Below are 15969 nucleotides of genomic sequence, written 5' to 3'. Positions count from 1 at the left end.
AAAAACGACCGCCGCAAGCGCCCGCTGCCCGGGTGCTTCGCGGCTTTTTTCATGAATACAGCAGACGCCAGGAGGTTCTTCATGCGCCCATCCATTCAACGTACCGTCATGACGGCCTTGCTCGCCGGCGCCTTTCTTGCGCCCGCCGCCGGCTGGGCGCAGAAACGCGACAACGTGCTCTTCCAGGCCGCGACCGATGCGCAGCCCGCGGTGCTCAAGACCCTGGAACAGCTCGTCAACATCGAAACCGGCACGGGCGATGCCGAAGGCATTGCGGCCGCGGGCAACTACCTCGAGGCCGAACTCAAGAACCTCGGCTTCACGGTCACGCGCAGCAAGTCGGCCGGCCTCGTGGTGGGCGACAACATCGTCGGCAAGATCAAGGGCCGGGGCGGCAAGAACCTGCTTCTGATGTCGCACATGGACACCGTGTACCTCAAAGGCACGCTTGCGAAGGCGCCTTTCCGAATCGAAGGCAACAAGGCCTACGGCCCCGGCATTGCCGACGACAAGGGCGGCAACGCCGTCATCCTGCACACGCTGAAGCTGCTCAAGGACTACGGCGTACGCGACTACGGCACCATCACCGTGCTGTTCAACACCGACGAGGAAAAAGGCTCCTTCGGCTCGCGCGACCTGATCCAGGAAGAAGCCAAGCAGGCCGACTACGTGCTTTCCTTCGAACCCACGGCCGCCGGCGACGAGAAGCTTTCGCTCGGCACTTCGGGCATCGCCTACGTGCAGGTCAACATCACCGGCAAGGCCTCGCACGCCGGCGCCGCGCCCGACCTGGGCGTGAACGCGCTCGTGGAAGCGTCCGACCTGGTGCTGCGCACCATGAGCATCGACGACAAGGCCAAGCACCTGCGCTTCAACTGGACCATTGCCAAGGCCGGCAGCGTGTCGAACATCATTCCCGCCAGTGCCACGCTGAACGCCGACGTGCGCTATGCACAGAACGAAGACTTCGAAGCCGCCATGAAGACGCTGGAAGAAAAGGCGCAGCAGAAGAAGCTGCCAGAATCCGACGTCAAGGTGCTGATCACGCGCGGCCGCCCCGCCTTCAATGCGGGCGAAGGCGGCAAGAAGCTGGTCGAAAAGGCCGTGGCGTTCTACAAGGAAGCCGGCGGCACGCTGGGCGTTGAAGAACGCACCGGCGGCGGCACCGACGCGGCCTACGCGGCGCTCTCTGGCAAGCCGGTGATCGAAAGCCTGGGCCTGCCGGGCTTCGGCTATCACAGCGACAAGGCCGAATACGTCGACATCAGCGCGATCCCGCGGCGCCTGTACATGGCCGCGCGGCTCATCATGGATCTGGGCGCCGGCAAGTAGGCGCACAAGAATAAAAAGACAGGAGACACACCATGCTGCTCAGTGCCGACCAGGAAGCCATCCGCGACGCGGTGCGCGATTTTTCGCAGGCCGAACTCTGGCCCAACGCCCCCAAGTGGGACCGCGAGCACAGCTTTCCGAAGGAAGCGCACCAGGGCCTTGCCGCGCTGGGCGCCTACGGCATCTGCGTGCCGGAAGAGCATGGCGGCGCGGGGCTCGACTACCTCACGCTCGCGCTGGTGCTCGAAGAAATCGCGGCCGGCGACGGCGGCACCAGCACGGCCATCAGCGTGACCAACTGCCCGGTCAACGCCATCCTCATGCGCTACGGCAACGCGCAGCAGAAGAAGCAATGGCTCGAGCCTTTGGCGCAAGGGCAGATGCTCGGCGCCTTCTGCCTGACCGAGCCGCAGGCCGGCAGCGATGCGTCGAGCCTGCGCACCACGGCGCGAAAAGATGGAGACGGCTACGTGATCGACGGCGTGAAGCAGTTCATCACCAGCGGCAAGAACGGCCAGGTTGCCATCGTGATTGCGGTGACCGACAAGGGCGCGGGCAAGCGCGGCATGAGCGCGTTCATCGTGCCCACCGATGCGCCCGGCTACAGCGTCGCGCGTCTCGAGGACAAGCTCGGCCAGCACAGCAGCGACACCGCGCAGATCAATTTCGACGGCTGCCGCATTCCGGCGGAGAATCTCATCGGTGCGGAGGGCGAGGGCTACAAGATCGCGCTGGGTGCGCTCGAAGGTGGTCGCATCGGCATTGCGGCGCAGAGCGTGGGCATGGCGCGCAGCGCGTTCGACGTGGCTCTGGCCTATGCCAAGGAGCGACAAGCCTTCGGTGGTTCGATATTCGAACAGCAGGCCGTGGGTTTTCGCCTGGCCGAATGCGCCACGCAGCTTGAAGCCGCCCGCCAGCTCATCTGGCATGCCGCGAGCCTGCGCGACGCCGGCCGCCCGTGCCTGAAGGAAGCCGCCATGGCTAAGCTGTTCGCGAGCGAGATGGCCGAGCGCGTGTGCAGCGCCGCCATCCAGACGCTGGGCGGCTACGGCTATGTGAACGACTTTCCGCTCGAACGCATTTACCGCGACGTGCGGGTGTGCCAGATCTACGAAGGCACGTCCGACATCCAGAAGCTGCTGATTCAACGCGCGCTGGCGTGAACCCCGGCACGCGCCGCCGGCCGCCGGTGCTCCGGATCGCGGTAGCGGTCCTGCTGCTGGCGCTGGCCGTCTGGACGGTTGCCATCGAACCGCGCTGGGTTGCGGCACGCGTCGAGCCGCTGAGTTCGGCGCAGTGGCAGGCGCCCGCCGGACTCAAGGTGGCTGTCGCGGGCGATTGGCATCTCACCACGCGCTCGGCCTGGCGCATTACCAGCGTGGAGCGCGCTGCACGCAGCGTCGACCAGATCAACGCCGCGCAGCCCGACGTGATCCTGCTGCCCGGCGACTTTCTTGCGGGCTCGGGCGGCGACGAAGACCTGTCCATCGAAGAGATGGCTGCCGTGCTGGGACGCCTGAAAGCGCCGCGGGGCGTGTACGCTGTGCTCGGCAACCACGACTGGTGGCATGACGGCGAACGCACGGCGCGCGCCTTGTCCGCAGCGGGCATCCGCGTGCTCGAGAACGCCTCGGCTCGCCTGCCGGACCATGACATCTGGGTGGTCGGCATCGGCGACGACTCGACCGGCCACTCGCAGCCGGACAAGGCGTTGGCCGGCGTGCCGAAGGACGCCGCCACGCTGGTCATGATGCACGACCCCTTCAGCTTTGCGACCATGCTGCCCACCCGCGGGCTGGTGGTGGCCGCGCACACGCACGGAGGGCAGGTCAGCGTGCCGGGTTACGGCGCACTGGTGGTGCCGGGGCGCGCGCCGCGCGAGTGGGCCTATGGCTGGGTAGCGCACAAGGGCAAGCGCATGTACGTGACCAGCGGGTTGGGCGTGAGCATTCTCCCGGTGCGTTTCAACATGCGGCCCGAGTGGGTGATGTTCCAGTAGGGCCTGGATGCGGTGTCATCGGTTTTGATGACAGACAGGGCGGCGCGCTTGGCGCAGCATGGCGGTCTCTTCGTCGAAGGTCGTTGCCATGTCCAATTCCAAACCCTTCTTCTTCGCCGCGAGCCTGCTGTGCCTCGGTGCATCCGCGCAGGCGCAGCCAGCCGCCGTTGACATCGGCACGCTGACCGCGGGCGATGCCGTGCAGCAGCTCTGCGCCGGCACCCTCACCAGCGAGCAGCTCGTAACGGTCTACGTCGCGCAGGCCAAGCAAAATGCAAACCTCAACGCCTTCATCACGCTTGACGAGGCCGGCGCGCTGAAGGCGGCGCGCGCCGCCGATGCCACGCGCAAGCGCGGCGGCGCCTGCAAGCCGCTGGCCGGGCTGCCGGTGGTCATCAAGGACAACATCCAGGTGCAGGGCCTGCCCGCCACGGCCGGCTCCCCGGCGCTCAAGGGCTTTGTGCCCGCAGCCGATGCGCCGGTGGTCGCGAAGCTGCGCGGGGCAGGTGCCATCATTCTCGGCAAGACGAACATGCACGAACTGGCCTTCGGCGTATCGGGCTACAACCCCGCATTCCAGACCGGCGCCGAGGTGGGCGTGCGCAATGCCTACAACGCCAGCCGCGTGGCGGGCGGTTCGTCGTCGGGAAATGGCGCGGCACTCGGCGCGCGCATGGCGCCGGCGGCACTGGGCACCGACACGGGCGGCTCGGTGCGCATTCCGTGCGCATTCAACGGCTGCGCTTCGCTGCGCCCCAGCATGGGCCGCTACTCGCAGCGCGGCATTGCACCGATCTCCCACACCCGCGACACCGCCGGGCCGATGGCGCAGTCGATCGCCGACGTTGCGCTGCTCGACCGCGTGATTGCAGGCGGCGCCCCGCTGAAGCCTGCCGATCTGAAGCGCGTGCGGCTCGGCGTGGTGCCGGCTTTCTACGCCAACCTCGACGCCGACACGCGCGGCGCGACCGATGCAGCGCTGGCCAAGCTGCGCGAGGCAGGCGTCACGCTGGTCGACGTGGAGATGCCCAAGCTCATGGAACTCAATGGCGCCATCGGCTTTCCGGTCGCGCTCTATGAGGCGCACGACGACATGGTCGCGTACCTCGCGAAATACCGCACCGGCATCGACATCGCGCAGCTGACGGCCGGCATTGCGAGCCCGGACGTCAAGGGCACCTTCGAGGCCTTCGTGGTCCCACGCAAGCTGCCCGCGCCGAATGGCACGGTCGACGCCAAGCCGGCCTACGACAACGCGATGCATGCCGCGCGGCCCGCATTGCAGAAGCTCTATCGCGACACCTTCGCGCAGCACCGTCTCGACGCGTTGGTGTTCGCTACCGTGCCGCGCGTGGCGCCGCTGGCTGCACCTGAAGCCAGCAGCCCCGAGAACTTCGGCGCGCTGATCCAGAACACCGATCCGGGCAGCAACGCCGGCATTCCGGGCGTGCAGCTGCCATCGGGTCTTGGCGCGGAGAGCGGCCTGCCTGTTGGGTTGGAACTCGACGGACCCGCCGGCAGCGATCGCAAGCTGCTTGCCGTGGGCCTTGCGGTGGAAAACGTGCTGGGCCGCCTGCCGGCTTCGAAGACGAAGTAGGGCGCTTTCCGCCGTATCAGCGCTGGACCCAACCGGCCAGCGCCGAGCGGCGCTCGATGCCGAGCTTGTCGAAGATGCGCCGCAGGTAGGTGCGCACCGTCGGCACGCTCACCGCCATCCGGCGTGCGATCTCCTTGTCGGTCAGGCCTTCGCAGACGGCCCGCGCGACCTCCTGCTCTCGCGCACTCAGGGCATTCCACGGCGCTTCGGCGGGCATTTGCGCGGCAGCCGCTTTGCGCTGCGCACGCTGCAGCGCACCGATGAATGCGGGCTCGATCAGGTCGAGCAGCGCCTTTTCATGATCGCCGAAATCGCCGCGGCCCTTGCGCCGCCAGATGCGCAGGTCGCCCAGCGCCCGGTTGCCCTCGAACGCATGCAGGTTCATGCCCCAGTGCAATCCGTCGCGCGAGAGAAAGTCGGTGAAGAATTCCGTGCGCATCAGTTTTCGCTGCGGCATCACGTCGGTCACGCGCGTGGCGCGGCGATGCGACTGCAGCACGAAGGTGATCGGGTCGTGGTGCTGGTGCCATTCGCCGTAGCGGTCCAGGTTGGCGGGGTCCATGTTCAGGGCCACGCGGCTGTCGAATCGGCCGCTTTCGGCATTCCAGACGAAGGATGCGAACTGGTCCGCATGCAGCAAGTCGAGCAGCGCCCGGCCGAGGCGCTCGCGAATGTCGCCTTCGCCTCGGTCTTCCGCCAGCAGCGTGAAAACGCCACGCAGCGCCTGCTGTTCGGAGCCTGTCAGGTACATCGCCGCCTCGCTCTTTTCGTGTGCAGAAGTAAGGCTAACGTCTAGCAAGCACTGAGCCAAGGGTGGATCTCCGGAGACGCCCCGGGGTTGCCCCATCGGGAGCGGGGCCGCGAGGTGTTCCAATAGAGGCCTTCATGAGCGCCACTGTTCCCACCACCGGACCCTGCCCCTGCGGCCGCACGGACCGTCGAGACAAGCCCATCGGCTATGCCCTGTGCTGCGGCCGCTACCTCGAGGACTTCGAGGGCGCGCCCGCGCCCGACGCCGAATCGCTGATGCGGTCGCGCTATACCGCCTTCGTACTGGAACGCGGGCCTTACCTGCTTGCCACCTGGCATGCATCGAAGCGGCCGGCCTCGATCGAGTTCGAGCCCGGCGTGAAATGGCTGGGGCTGGACATCCGCTCGCGCTCGGTGCTCGACGCCGACCATGCCGAGGTCGAATTCGTCGCCCGGCAGCGCAGCAGCACCGGCACTGCCACGCGGCTGCACGAGCGCAGCCGCTTCGTGCGTGAGGACGATCGCTGGTTCTACCTCGAAGGCGACTTGCAGACTCCTGGTTGACTCGGCGGGCCGAGGCTCGCACAATCGGCCTCGCTCCGGGGTGCACGCATGTGGCGTGCTGAGATGGCAAAGCTGCCGACCCGCGAACTTGATCCGGGTCATACCGGCGTAAGAAGAGCTGCACTCCCTGACTCCGGTCCCGCCACACGTCCAACCACCGTGGCGCCCAAAGTCCACCGAGCGATTGCGGAGCACCCTTTCCCTCAACAAGGAGTGCCCCGCATGAATGCCCCCGACAAGTTCACCTCCCTGCTTTCGCTCACGCGCGAGCCGTTTCCCGCTTCGCACAAGTGCCTGATTCCGGGCAGCCGGCCCGACCTGAATGTGCCGGTGCGCGACGTGCTGCTGACCAACGGCGAGACCGTGTCGCTCTACGACACCTCGGGGCCCTACACCGACGCCAAGGTCGAGATCGACGTGCGCCGGGGCCTGCCCGACGTGCGCGGTGCGTGGGTGCTGGAGCGCAACGACACCGAAAGCTACGAGGGCCGCACCCACCACGCGCTGGACGACGGCGCCAAGAACGAAGACCGCGACGCCCAGCGCCTGGCCGAACTGCGCGCCGGCGCCTCGGCCCTGCAGCGCACGCCGCGCCGCGCCAGGTCGGGTGCCAACGTGACGCAAATGCACTATGCCCGCCGCGGCATCGTCACCCCCGAGATGGAGTACGTGGCGCTTCGCGAGAACGGCAAGCGCGAGTGGATGACCGAGTACCTGGCCAACGAGGAGCGCGCCAAGCGCGTGGCCGGCAACCCCATGGGCGCGAGCATTCCGCGCATCATCACGCCCGAGTTCGTGCGCGACGAAGTGGCGCGCGGCCGCGCGATCATTCCGGCCAACATCAACCACCCTGAGGTCGAGCCGATGGCCATCGGCCGCAACTTCAAGGTGAAGATCAACGCCAACATCGGCAACTCGGCCGTGACTTCGAGCATCGAGGAAGAGGTCGAAAAGCTGGTGTGGGCGATCCGCTGGGGCGCCGACAACGTGATGGATCTTTCAACCGGCAAGAACATCCACACCACGCGCGACTGGATCGTGCGCAACTCGCCGGTGCCCATCGGCACGGTGCCGATCTACCAGGCACTCGAAAAGGTGGGCGGCGTGGCCGAAGACCTCACGTGGGAGATCTACCGCGACACGCTGATCGAGCAGGCCGAGCAGGGGGTGGACTACTTCACCATTCATGCGGGGCTGCGGCTGCCGTTCATTCACCTGACCGCTAACCGAATGACGGGCATCGTCTCGCGCGGCGGCTCGATCATGGCCAAGTGGTGCATTGCGCACCACAAGGAGAGCTTTCTCTACGAGCACTTCGAAGACATCTGCGACATCATGAAGGCGTACGACGTGAGCTTTTCGCTCGGCGACGGCCTGCGCCCGGGCTCGGGCGCCGATGCCAACGACGAGGCGCAGTTTGCCGAACTGCGCACGCTGGGCGAGCTCACGCAGATCGCGTGGAAGCACGATGTGCAGACGATGATCGAAGGGCCGGGGCACGTGCCGATGCACATGATCCAGTCGAACATGGACGAGCAGCTCAAGCACTGCCACGAGGCGCCGTTCTACACGCTCGGGCCGCTGACCATCGACATTGCGCCGGGCTATGACCACATCGCAAGCGCCATCGGCGCGGCGATGATCGGCTGGGCCGGCACCGCGATGCTCTGCTACGTGACGCCGAAGGAGCACCTGGGCCTGCCGGACCGCGACGACGTGAAGCAGGGAATCATTGCGTACAAGATCGCCGCACACGCGGCGGACGTGGCCAAGGGGCACCCGGGCGCGCGTTCGCGCGACGATGCGCTCAGCAAGGCGCGCTTCGAGTTCCGTTGGCAGGACCAGTTCAACCTGGGTCTCGATCCCGATACGGCGCGTGAATTTCACGACGAAACGCTGCCCAAGGATTCGAGCAAGGTGGCGCATTTCTGTTCGATGTGCGGGCCGAAGTTCTGCTCGATGAAGATCACGCAGGAAGTGCGCGAGTACGCCGCCAAGAAAGGCGTGGCCGAGGCCGAAGCGATGGCCGAGGGCATGGAAGAAAAGTCGAAGGAGTTCATGGCGGGCGGCGGGGAGATCTACATCCCGATACGGCCGGTGGCCTGAGCGCGCCCGGGGTCGTTGCTACCATGGGGGCTCTCCCCGAAACCCCTTCAGCGCAATGACCCCATTTCCCTTCGCCGCAGTCCTCTTCGACTGCGACGGCGTTCTCGTCGACTCCGAACCCATCACCAATCGCGTGCTTGCCGAAATGCTCGGCGAACTCGGTTGGCATCTCACCACCGAAGAGTCGATGAACACCTTCACCGGCAAGGCCGTGAAGGACGAGACCGATCTCATCGAATCCAAGACCGGCGTCAGGATCACCGAGGAGTGGCTCAGGGCATTCAGGGCCCGCCGCAACGAAGCCCTCGAACGCGAACTGACGGCCATTCCCCACGCCCCCGCCGCCATCCGTGAAATTCATGGAAGGCTCAAGGGCCGCATCGCCTGCGCGTCGGGTGCCGACCGCCACAAGGTCGAGCTCCAACTGGCGAAGGTGGGCCTGCTGGATTGCTTCCAGGGCCGCATCTTCAGCGGCCACGAGACGCCGCGCTCCAAGCCGCACCCCGATGTGTACCTTGCCGCCGCCGAGGCTCTGGGCGTCGATCCGAAACGCTGCGCAGTGGTCGAAGACACCGTGACGGGCGCCATGGCCGGTGTGGCCGCAGGCGCCACGGTGTTCGGCTACAGCACCGGCGAATCAGGCCACAGCGGGCCCGAGGCGCTGCGCAGTGTGGGCGCGCTGCAGGTGTTCAGCGACATGCGGGAACTGCCGGCGCTGCTTGCGGCGCATGGCATGCAGCCTGCCTGAAAACCAGCCGGCTAACCCAAGCCCCTGCCGCAAACAAGCCCGAAAAATTTTGGTGCAATGGACCAAGCAAGCCAAGAAAGGAGCCAGATCGTCATGACTTCCGAATACAAGACCGAGCAACCGGCCCGCGCCGAAATCGATGCCCTGAAAGGCCCCGCGGTGGTCGAGTTCGGTACCAATTGGTGCGGCATCTGCAAGGCCGCGCAGCCCAATATCGCAGAGGCTTTTGCCAAGTACCCCGACATCCCGCGCATCAAGGTCGAAGATGGCAGCGGTCGTCCCTTGGGGCGCTCGTTCAACGTGCGGCTGTGGCCCACGCTGGTGTTCATGCGGGACGGCAAGGAAGTCGCGAAGCTGGTGCGGCCGGAAGACAGCCAGTCGATTTCGGATGCGCTGGCTTTGATTGCTCAGCCGGGGTGATTGCTCGGGGTTTTTTAGCGCTGGTTCTTTCAGGGCGGCGCACCCGCCGACGGGGTACCTTGCTCCGCGAATGTCCCCCGGGGCTGCGCCCCTCCTCCTTTATTTCGCTGCGCAAGGCACCCCATCGACGGGCGCGTTGCAAAGAGCGGTGGTTGATCAGCGGTACACCAGCAGCGTGCCCCGGTGCACAGGGCATCGGGTGCTCCCCGCAGCGAAATAAAGGAGGAGCCGAAGGCGGGGGACATTCGCGGAGGGGAGTACCCGGTGGCCTTTGCACAAGCCCTGAAAAGTCCCCGACAGCGGCAAGAAAACCTACAACCCCAGCGCCCGAAAGTCACGCGGCGCGTGCCCGGTCCACTGCAGGAACGCACGCGAAAAACTCTTCTCGTTGCGAAACCCCACCGACAGCGCCACTTGCTTGATAGGCCGATTGGTCCGGCGCAACTGCTCCACCGCCATCTCGTGGCGTACTTCGTTCTTCAGCACCTGCAGCGATGTCCCTTCTTCGTGCAGCTGCCGGTGCAGCGTGCGGCCCGATACGTTCAGCAGCGTGGCCAGCGCCTCCGCCGTGGTGGCTTCGCCAGCGCGCGAACGCAGCAGCTCGCGCACCCGCTGCCCCAGCAGGCGGTCGCGGCGGTACTGAAGGATGGTGAGCGGCAGCGCACGCTTGAGCATGGCGCGCAGTGCCCGCTCGTCACGCTGCAGGGGCAGGGCGAGATAGCGCTCGTCGAAGCTGATGGTGGCCTGCGGTGCTTCGAAGCGTACCTCTGGCGTGAACATCGGCGCGTAGGCGTCTCGGTGCGGCGGCGCCGCGAACGGAAAGGTGGCGCTCCGCAGTGAAATGCGCGAGTCGATGGCCCAGCACATGTAGCCGTGCATGAAGCGCAGGCTGGTCACCAGGCAGAACTCGCGAAACGCCTCGTCGAGCGGGCGGTTCTCGGCAATGCGCAGCGTGGCCACGCCACCCGTCACCTCGAGCGCAAGACCGATGTCCTCGGTCAGCAGCCGGTGGTGGCGGCACCAGCGCTTGATGGCCACGCCCAGGTCGGGAGAGCTCAGCGACGCGCGGCACAGCATGCCGTAGCTGCCCCAGGGCAGGCGCCGCGAGAACCAGCCCAGCGCCTCGTCGTCCAGCTCCTGCATGGCATGTTCCGACAACGCCTCGAACTGCGCCGCCGTGACCCGCGCGCCCGGCCGCGCCAGTTCGCGCGGCGTGATCTGTGCCGCTTTCAGGGCCTCCGCCGGGTCGATGCCGTAGCGCTCATAGCCCTTCACGATGGCTCTCACAAAGGCCATGGGCGTGACCGCTCGGGCGGGTTTCAGGAAGGCGGGCGAGGTCATGGTCGGGCGAGGGGTACGTGGCGCAATTTGCAACCATTGTGGCGCCAATTGCGGCGCGGCGAGGCGTAAGCTGCGTTCTTCCAAGCGCCAATCCGCGTGGGACCGCCTGCGCGCCGACCCCCTCAGAGGAGACAAGACACATGCACGATCCCGGCCTGAACTTCGACCTGGGCGAGGACATCGACTCGCTGCGCAGCGCCATCCAGGACTTTGCCGCGAACGAAATCGCGCCCCGCGCCGCCGACATCGACCGCGACAACCTGTTTCCGCACGACCTGTGGCAAAAGCTCGGCGAACTCGGCCTGCACGGCATGACCGTGAAAGAAGAATTCGGCGGCACCGAGCTGGGCTACCTGGCGCACATCGTGGCCATGGAAGAAGTCTCGCGTGCCTCGGCCTCTGTGGGCCTCTCCTACGGCGCGCACTCCAACCTGTGCGTGAACCAGATCCACCGCAACGGCAGCGACGCGCAGAAGAAGAAGTACCTGCCCAAGCTCGTGAGCGGCGAGCATGTGGGTGCGCTGGCCATGAGCGAGCCCAACGCCGGCTCCGACGTGGTGAGCATGAAGCTCAAGGCCGAGAAGAAGAACGGCTACTACGTGCTGAACGGCGGCAAGATGTGGATCACCAATGGCGGCGACGCCGACACGCTGGTGATCTACGCCAAGACCGAACCCGAGATGGGCGCACGCGGCATGACGGCCTTCATCGTCGAGAAGAGCTTCAAGGGCTTTTCGGCCGGCAGCAAGCTCGACAAGCTCGGCATGCGCGGCTCCAACACCTATCCGCTGTTCTTCGACAACTGCGAAGTGCCGGAAGAGAACGTGCTCGGCGGCGAAGGCATGGGCGCCAAGGTGCTGATGAGCGGGCTCGACTACGAGCGCGCGGTGCTCTCGGGCGGCCCGCTGGGCATCATGGCCGCGTGCATGGATGCGGTGCTGCCCTTCATTCACGAGCGCAAGCAGTTCGGCCAGAGCATCGGCGAGTTCCAGCTCATGCAGGGCAAGCTCGCGGACATGTATTCGACCTGGCAGGCCACGCGCGCCTATGTGTACGCGGTGGGCAAGGCCTGCGACCGCAACGACCATGCGCGCACCTTCCGCAAGGACGCGGCCGGCGCCATTCTTTACTCGGCCGAAAAGGCGACATGGATGGCCGGCGAGGCAATCCAGGCGCTGGGCGGCGTGGGCTACACCAAGGAATTTCCGGTCGAGCGGCTGTGGCGCGATGCCAAGCTGTATGAGATTGGCGCGGGGACGAGCGAGATCCGAAGGATGTTGATTGGGCGCGAGTTGTTTGCGGAAACTGCCTGAACTGCATTTCTCCCTCCCCTCCCGGGGGAGGGCAGGGGTGGGGGCCGGCGGCCTTCGATGAAGCACTGCGCCGAACAAGCGCCGCTTGCCCCCATCCCAACCTTCCCCCGGTAGGGGAAGGAGCAAGACCAGACGGAGACAAGGAAGGACATGAGCATGACTGCTGCGTTGACCGAGAGCTACGGCAAGGGCGCCACCGACGTTCCCCTCATCGAACAAACCATCGGCGACTTCTTCGACGACATGGTCGCAAGGCAACCCGACCGTGAAGCCCTCATCAGCCGCCACGAAGGCAAGCGCTTCACCTACCGCGAGCTGCAAGCTGAATCCGACAAGCTGGCGAGCGCGCTGCTGAACCTGGGCCTCGCCGCAGGCGACCGGGTGGGCATCTGGTCGCACAACAATGCACCCTGGGTGCTGATGCAGATCGCCACCGCAAAGGCCGGCCTGATCCTCGTCAACATCAACCCGGCCTACCGCACTTCAGAGCTCGAGTACGCGCTCAACAAGGTCGGCTGCAAGGTGCTGGTGACCATGGCGCGGTTCAAGACCAGCGACTACCTCGGCATGCTGCGTGAGCTGGGCCCCAAGCGCCTGCCGCAGCTGCAGCACACCTTCTGGATCGACGGCAACGCGGCAGCCGATGCCGAAGCGCCCGGCATGCAGCGCTTCAGCAAGTTGCTGGCAGGCGGCAATGCAGCCGACCCGCGCGTGGCCGAGGTGCAGAAGACGCTGAAAGCTACCGACCCGATCAACATCCAGTTCACCAGCGGCACCACGGGCTTTCCCAAGGGCGCAACGCTCACGCACCGCAACATCCTGAACAACGGCTTTTTCATCGGCGAGTGCATGAAGCTCTCGCCTGCCGACAAGCTGTGCATCCCGGTGCCGCTGTATCACTGCTTTGGCATGGTGCTCGGCAACCTGGCCTGCCTCACGCACGGCTCGGCCATCGTGTATCCGAACGACGGCTTCGATCCGCTCACGGTGCTCGAGACCGTGCAGGCCGAGAAGTGCACCGGGCTGCACGGCGTGCCCACGATGTTCATTGCCGAGCTCGACCATCCGCGCTTCAAGGAGTTCGACCTTTCCACGCTGCGCACCGGCATCATGGCCGGCTCGCCGTGCCCCATCGAGGTGATGAAGCGCGTGGTGAACGAAATGCACCTGAGCGAAATCACCATCGCCTACGGCATGACCGAAACCAGCCCGGTGAGCTGCCAGAGCAGCACCGACACGCCGCTGGACAAGCGCGTGTCGACCGTGGGCACCGTGCAGCCGCACATCGAAGTGAAGATCGTCGACCCCGAAACCGGCACCATCGTGCCGACCGGCCAATCGGGCGAGCTGTGCACGCGCGGCTACTCGGTGATGCACGGCTACTGGGAAGACGAGCCCAAGACCCGCGAGGCCATCGACGCCGAGCACTGGATGCACACCGGCGACCTGGCCACCATGGACGCCGAGGGCTACGTCAACATCGTCGGCCGCATCAAGGACCTGGTGATCCGCGGCGGCGAGAACATCTACCCGCGCGAGATCGAGGAGTTTCTGTACCGCCACCCGAAGGTGCAGGACGTGCAGGTGGTCGGGCTGCCCGACAAGAAGTACGGCGAAGAACTCTGCGCCTGGATCATCGTCAAGCCCGGCCAGAGCGCAACCGACACCGAGATCCGAGAGTTCTGCAAGGGACAGATCGCGCACTACAAGGTGCCGAAGTACATCCAGTTCGTCACCGAGTTTCCGATGACGGTGACCGGCAAGATCCAGAAATTCAAGATCCGCGAAGCCATGACCGAGCAGCTCGGTCTCACGCAAGAAAAGACAGCATGAGCAAACTCGAAACGAAATTGAATGCGCGCTCGGCCGACTTCCAGGCCAACGCCGCGGCGATGCGCGCATTGGTGGATGACCTGCACAAGCAGTTCGCAAAAGTGGAGCAGGGCGGCGGCGAGGCCGCGCGCGCCAAGCACACCGCACGCGGCAAGCTGCTGCCGCGCGACCGCGTCGCCGAGCTGCTCGACCCCGGCACCCCGTTCCTGGAAATCGCACCGCTCGCGGCGCATGCGATGTACCTAGACGCCAAGGGGACTGAATCGGCTCCCGGTGCCGGCCTTATCGCAGGCATCGGCCGCGTGAACGGCGTCGACTGCATGATCGTCTGCAACGACGCGACGGTGAAGGGCGGCACCTACTACCCGATGACGGTGAAGAAGCACTTGCGTGCGCAGGAAATCGCCGAACAGAACCGTCTGCCCTGCATCTACCTGGTCGATTCGGGCGGCGCCAACCTGCCGAACCAGGATGAGGTGTTTCCCGACCGCGACCACTTCGGCCGCATCTTCTACAACCAGGCCAACATGAGCGCCCAGGGCATTCCGCAGATTGCGGTGGTCATGGGCTCATGCACGGCGGGCGGGGCCTACGTGCCGGCGATGAGCGACGAGTCGATCATCGTGAAGAACCAGGGCACCATCTTCCTGGGCGGCCCGCCGCTCGTGAAGGCAGCCACGGGCGAGGTTGTCACGGCCGAAGACCTGGGCGGCGGCGACGTGCACACGCGGCTGTCGGGCGTGGTCGACCACCTGGCGCAGAACGACCTGCACGCGCTGGCGCTTGCGCGCTCGGCGGTGGCCAACCTCAACGCGAAAACGGCCACTGAAGGCGACGAGAAGGCCGCCGTACGCGAACCCGCATTTCCGCGCGAAGAGCTCTACGGCGTGATTCCCACCGATACCCGCAAGCCCTTCGACGTGCGCGAGATCATCGCGCGCATCGTGGACGGCAGCGAGTTCCACGAGTTCAAGGCCCGCTTCGGCGCCACGCTGGTGTGCGGGTTTGCCGAGATCGAGGGCATGCCTGTCGGCATCGTCGCCAACAACGGCATTCTGTTCAGCGAGTCGGCGCAAAAGGGCGCGCACTTCATCGAGCTGTGCTGCCAGCGCAAGATTCCGCTGGTGTTTTTGCAGAACATCACGGGCTTCATGGTGGGGCGCAAATACGAGAACGAAGGCATAGCGCGCCATGGCGCCAAGATGGTGACGGCAGTGGCCACGGCCAACGTGCCCAAGTTCACCATCATCATCGGCGGCAGCTTCGGCGCCGGCAACTACGGCATGTGCGGCCGCGCCTACAGCCCGCGCTTTCTCTGGATGTGGCCCAACGCGCGCATCAGCGTGATGGGCGGCGAGCAGGCCGCGAGCGTGCTGGCCACGGTGAAGCGCGACGGCATCGAGTTGAAGGGCGGCAGCTGGAGCAAGGAAGAGGAAGAAGCCTTCAAGGCGCCGATTCGCCAGCAGTACGAAGACCAGGGCCACCCGTATTACGCAACAGCGCGGCTGTGGGACGACGGAATCATCGATCCGGCGGATACGCGGCGGGTGCTGGCGCTGGGGCTTGCTGCTGCGCGCAATGCTCCGATTCCGGAGCCGAAGTTCGGCATTTTCCGGATGTAGTCATGGCACAGCTTTCTTGCGCTTCGGGTCGATGTGGGCGTTGCCTTTCAGGGCGCGCCCCCGCCGACGGGGTACCTTTCTCCGCGAATGTCCCCCGGCCTGCGGCCTCCTCCTTTATTTCGCTGCGCAAGGCACCCCATCGACGTGTGCGTGATGAACGGCGGTCGTTGATCGGCTGTACACCAGCAGCGTGCCCCGGTGCACAGGGCATCGGGTGCTCCGCGCAGCGAAATAAAGGAGGAGGGGCGCAGCCCCGGGGGACATTCGCGGAGGGGAGTGCCCGGTGGCCTTTGCACACGCCCCGAAAGCACTGCGAACCACGCATCAGCACTACGGACGAATGA

The 15969-nt window shown here is 65.9% G+C and carries 13 protein-coding genes and 1 riboswitch; of the genes, 11 read left to right on the top strand and 2 right to left on the bottom strand.

Translation table 11 applies throughout. The features are described from left to right. Positions 1-81: 81 nt before the first annotated feature. The 4 genes from GOQ09_RS23245 (at position 82) to iaaH (ending at position 4928) form a co-directional block, all read left to right on the top strand. Positions 82-1332: a glutamate carboxypeptidase gene (locus GOQ09_RS23245; protein ID WP_157616068.1), complete on the top strand. Its 1251-nt coding sequence runs from the start codon at positions 82-84 to the stop codon at positions 1330-1332. 32 nt (positions 1333-1364) lie between these two features. Then, positions 1365-2495, top strand: coding sequence for an acyl-CoA dehydrogenase family protein (locus GOQ09_RS23240; protein ID WP_157616067.1), 1131 nt, complete (start codon positions 1365-1367; stop codon positions 2493-2495). Continuing rightward, positions 2492-3331, top strand: coding sequence for a metallophosphoesterase (locus tag GOQ09_RS23235; RefSeq protein ID WP_157616066.1), 840 nt, complete (start codon positions 2492-2494; stop codon positions 3329-3331). Before GOQ09_RS23240 ends, GOQ09_RS23235 begins: the two co-directional genes overlap by 4 nt. 88 nt (positions 3332-3419) lie before the next feature. Then, complete coding sequence (gene iaaH / locus GOQ09_RS23230) at positions 3420-4928, top strand: indoleacetamide hydrolase (protein WP_207309892.1); 1509 nt, start codon at positions 3420-3422, stop codon at positions 4926-4928. 16 nt (positions 4929-4944) lie between these two features. Here the strand turns inward: iaaH and GOQ09_RS23225 are convergent, their stop codons facing one another. Continuing rightward, complete coding sequence (locus GOQ09_RS23225) at positions 4945-5679, bottom strand: helix-turn-helix transcriptional regulator (protein ID WP_157616065.1); 735 nt, start codon at positions 5677-5679, stop codon at positions 4945-4947. Between the two features lie 134 nt (positions 5680-5813). Here GOQ09_RS23225 and GOQ09_RS23220 point away from each other — a divergent pair, with 134 nt between their 5' ends. From GOQ09_RS23220 to GOQ09_RS23205, 4 genes are all read left to right on the top strand, one after another. Then, positions 5814-6242: a YchJ family protein gene (locus GOQ09_RS23220; protein ID WP_157616064.1), complete on the top strand. Its 429-nt coding sequence runs from the start codon at positions 5814-5816 to the stop codon at positions 6240-6242. A 26-nt stretch (positions 6243-6268) separates the two neighbouring features. After that, a riboswitch (TPP riboswitch) is annotated at positions 6269-6374 on the top strand. Between the two features lie 90 nt (positions 6375-6464). Further along, on the top strand, positions 6465-8348 hold the full coding sequence (gene thiC, locus GOQ09_RS23215) for a phosphomethylpyrimidine synthase ThiC (protein WP_157616063.1): 1884 nt from the start codon (positions 6465-6467) through the stop codon (positions 8346-8348). A gap of 55 nt (positions 8349-8403) precedes the next feature. Next, a complete protein-coding gene (locus GOQ09_RS23210) occupies positions 8404-9096 on the top strand; it encodes an HAD family hydrolase (RefSeq protein ID WP_157616062.1) in 693 nt (230 codons plus the stop codon). A 93-nt stretch (positions 9097-9189) separates the two neighbouring features. After that, on the top strand, positions 9190-9516 hold the full coding sequence (locus GOQ09_RS23205; RefSeq protein WP_126748240.1) for a thioredoxin family protein: 327 nt from the start codon (positions 9190-9192) through the stop codon (positions 9514-9516). Positions 9517-9828: 312 nt separating this feature from the next. Here GOQ09_RS23205 and GOQ09_RS23200 read toward each other — a convergent pair whose 3' ends face one another. Next, on the bottom strand, positions 9829-10857 hold the full coding sequence (locus GOQ09_RS23200; protein ID WP_157616061.1) for an AraC family transcriptional regulator: 1029 nt from the start codon (positions 10855-10857) through the stop codon (positions 9829-9831). Between the two features lie 140 nt (positions 10858-10997). Here GOQ09_RS23200 and GOQ09_RS23195 point away from each other — a divergent pair, with 140 nt between their 5' ends. From GOQ09_RS23195 to GOQ09_RS23185, 3 genes are all read left to right on the top strand, one after another. Beyond that, on the top strand, positions 10998-12170 hold the full coding sequence (locus tag GOQ09_RS23195) for an isovaleryl-CoA dehydrogenase (protein ID WP_157616060.1): 1173 nt from the start codon (positions 10998-11000) through the stop codon (positions 12168-12170). A 150-nt stretch (positions 12171-12320) separates the two neighbouring features. Next, positions 12321-14003 carry an AMP-binding protein gene (locus tag GOQ09_RS23190; RefSeq protein WP_157616059.1) on the top strand — a complete coding sequence of 561 codons (1683 nt, stop codon included), beginning with the start codon at positions 12321-12323 and terminating at the stop codon, positions 14001-14003. Then, positions 14000-15625, top strand: coding sequence for a carboxyl transferase domain-containing protein (locus tag GOQ09_RS23185; protein ID WP_157616058.1), 1626 nt, complete (start codon positions 14000-14002; stop codon positions 15623-15625). The genes GOQ09_RS23190 and GOQ09_RS23185 overlap by 4 nt, the downstream gene beginning before the upstream one ends. Positions 15626-15969: the final 344 nt, after the last annotated feature.

Source organism: Variovorax paradoxus (assembly GCF_009755665.1).
Lineage (GTDB): Bacteria > Pseudomonadota > Gammaproteobacteria > Burkholderiales > Burkholderiaceae_C > Variovorax > Variovorax paradoxus_G.
This window is presented reverse-complemented; position numbering and strand designations above follow the sequence as displayed.